Below are 2,238 nucleotides of genomic sequence, written 5' to 3'. Positions count from 1 at the left end.
AGGGGATGGCCTTTTCTGGTGAGGGGGGCTGGCTCGCGCAGGTGATGCGCCGCGGAGCGCTTGGCGTCAGTAATTCACGAACTCAATGTGCTTGCGGCCTTCATGGTCCTCATAGCGGATGGCGACTACGGGCCTGTGTCCGAACCAGGAACCGCCCAGAGGCCAGTTCTCGGAATGCGAGATACCCCATTTCCAACAACCACCATCAGCCTCAAGCAGGCAGGCTCGGATCGGCACGCGCCGGATGCGATCAGACTCCGCCAGCCATTCCGGCCCATGGCGCAAGCTGGCGCTGATCCAGCGATGACTGCCGTCTTCGAGATAGACCCCGCGCTGCGTGTGATCGCGCCAGGACCCTGGCGGGTCGTCACTGCTCATCGGCGGTGATGTACGGATATGATAGATCTCGATCGCATCGCGGTAGCCGCGCACCTCGTCGGTCAGCCCGTCCGGGCCAAGGCGGATCTCGGGACTGCCCGGGGCGGGAACAAAGCCAGCAGGCAGGCCCATTGGACAATTCCAAAGCTGCAAAGGCGGCGTGATCGGCCAGGGCGTGATGCGCCGGATCATCGTGGCTTTGGCGGCCATGCATTCCGCGCTCGGGGGAAACCCGCCCGCCAGACAGAGCAGGATGGCACAATCGATCGGATAGGCCTGCGCCTTGGGCGCAGGGAGTGCGGTGACTGTCAGGGCAAGCAGCAAGGTCGCCGCGCGAGATGTGAACATGATCAGACTTCCTGTTCTTGGGTGGGAATGAGAGATGAGCAATGGGCAGCTCATGGCGGCGCCCGGCGCAGCGCCTCGAGAAACGCGCCATATTGCGCGGTGACCTCGGCCGCCTCGCGCCAGGCGCGCGCACGTTCAGCATCGATGCAGCGGAAATACAGGGTGACTTCGGAGAGGTAGTGTTCGAACTCCTCGCGCAGGAGGTCCTCGAATTCGCGCATGAGCCCTGCGTCGCTGGGTAGGTCTGGCGGGATCAGCGGGAGGCAGGGCTCCGCATGGCCTTGAGCCGGTAGCGGGGAGGCAGTGGCGCAAAGCATCGCCAGCCCAAAACCCACCCGGATGACGGAGGTTTTCGGCCAGACCCTCACGTGCCTCACGAATCGCCCGCCCCCGAAACCGCCATGGGCGATCTGATTCGGAGGTGATTCGCAGGTGCGCAACTGGCGGAGAATCCGACCGTGAAGCGCCGTCACAGGGCAGCGCCGAGAGCACTCCTTACCCCCGGAATGCTGCAGCTGCATTGGTGCGCTACCCTTGCAAAACAGGCCGGAATAAAAGGTAAACAGAAATCGTCTCATGGTTGTGTTTTCCGGGTTGTGCCTCAAGAACTGGGTGTCTAAACAGCGCGCCAACACAACTGATAGAGGATTTGAAAAATCATCATTTCGACTACAGCGTGCATCAAATGCCCGCCTGCCTATGTCGGAGGAGCGATTTTTCTGCAAGTGCAAATGAGGATTTAAGGTATTATAGTAAAACAATAATCTGACTGCAGTGCTGCTGTGACAGCGCGGGTTTTGCCTGTCTGCATACTGCCCGAATTGCGCCCCATGGGACTCAACCCTAAGGCGTTTTAATTTCAATCGATGAGCCCCGCGATCCTTGAGGGGCTGTTCAGGAAACCTGTCGCTGGAAGACGGGTGATGCCGGGTGCGCCGCACTCAGATCACCCCTCGATCCTAGGCCGCGCAGCTGAGGTTGCGCGGCAGGAGCGCAGCTGTGCCGAGAGCGGCGCGAGGGCCTGAACAGCATGACGAACACGCGCGGTGAAGGCCTGCGATCTGCAGGATGTGGAGTGCGGATTTTATGCGCGTGAAGTCTTGTCCCGGGGCAGCGGTCCCGACTGTGACCCGGCCCATGGTTGCTTCCTTTGCGATGCCTTTGATGTTGCCCGCAGCATTGTCTTTGGCCCTGACCCTCGGGTCCCCGGCACTGGCGGGCGATGGGCTGATCCTGCGCTTTGGGGCCGATGGCAGCTTTGGTCCCTCCCAGACCACACGCAGCTTCGCCAAGCATTACGCGGGCGGCGAGTTGATCGCGCCGCTGCGCGAGGCCGCCCTCGTCTCCGATGGCGCTGAGGGGTCACGCTCCGGCGGTCTGCGTGCGCGCCCTGCGCCACCTGCGCGTCCCGAAATCCTTGCCCTGATCTCCGAGACTGCCGCGCGCTATGCAGGCCATGAGGCCCTGCGCGCCGTCGGGCTCAGTGCCTCAGACTGGGCGCTGCTCTTCCAG

At 62.5% G+C, this 2,238-nt stretch carries 2 protein-coding genes and 1 pseudogene; 1 reads left to right on the top strand and 2 read right to left on the bottom strand.

From position 1 onward, the window contains the following. Nucleotides 1-66 precede the first annotated feature (66 nt). Complete coding sequence (locus BG457_RS20600) at nucleotides 67-726, bottom strand: hypothetical protein (protein ID WP_245771004.1); 660 nt, start codon at nucleotides 724-726, stop codon at nucleotides 67-69. 50 nt (nucleotides 727-776) lie between these two features. Beyond that, nucleotides 777-947, bottom strand: coding sequence for a hypothetical protein (locus BG457_RS20300; protein WP_175546794.1), 171 nt, complete (start codon nucleotides 945-947; stop codon nucleotides 777-779). A 964-nt stretch (nucleotides 948-1,911) separates the two neighbouring features. Here BG457_RS20300 and BG457_RS12500 point away from each other — a divergent pair. Beyond that, nucleotides 1,912-2,238: pseudogene (locus tag BG457_RS12500) on the top strand (hypothetical protein); the annotation flags it as partial.

This window comes from Natronohydrobacter thiooxidans (genome assembly GCF_001884735.1).
Lineage (GTDB): Bacteria > Pseudomonadota > Alphaproteobacteria > Rhodobacterales > Rhodobacteraceae > Roseinatronobacter > Roseinatronobacter thiooxidans_A.
Note: the sequence above shows the minus strand (reverse complement) of the source record. Positions and strands in the feature narration are given on the sequence as shown.

Excerpts from the sequence above, each read along its gene's own strand:
- BG457_RS20600 (WP_245771004.1), bottom strand. The coding sequence starts at position 726 with ATGTTCACATCTCGCGCGGCGACCTTGCTGCTTGCCCTGACAGTCACC.
- BG457_RS20300 (WP_175546794.1), bottom strand. The coding sequence starts at position 947 with ATGCGCGAATTCGAGGACCTCCTGCGCGAGGAGTTCGAACACTACCTC.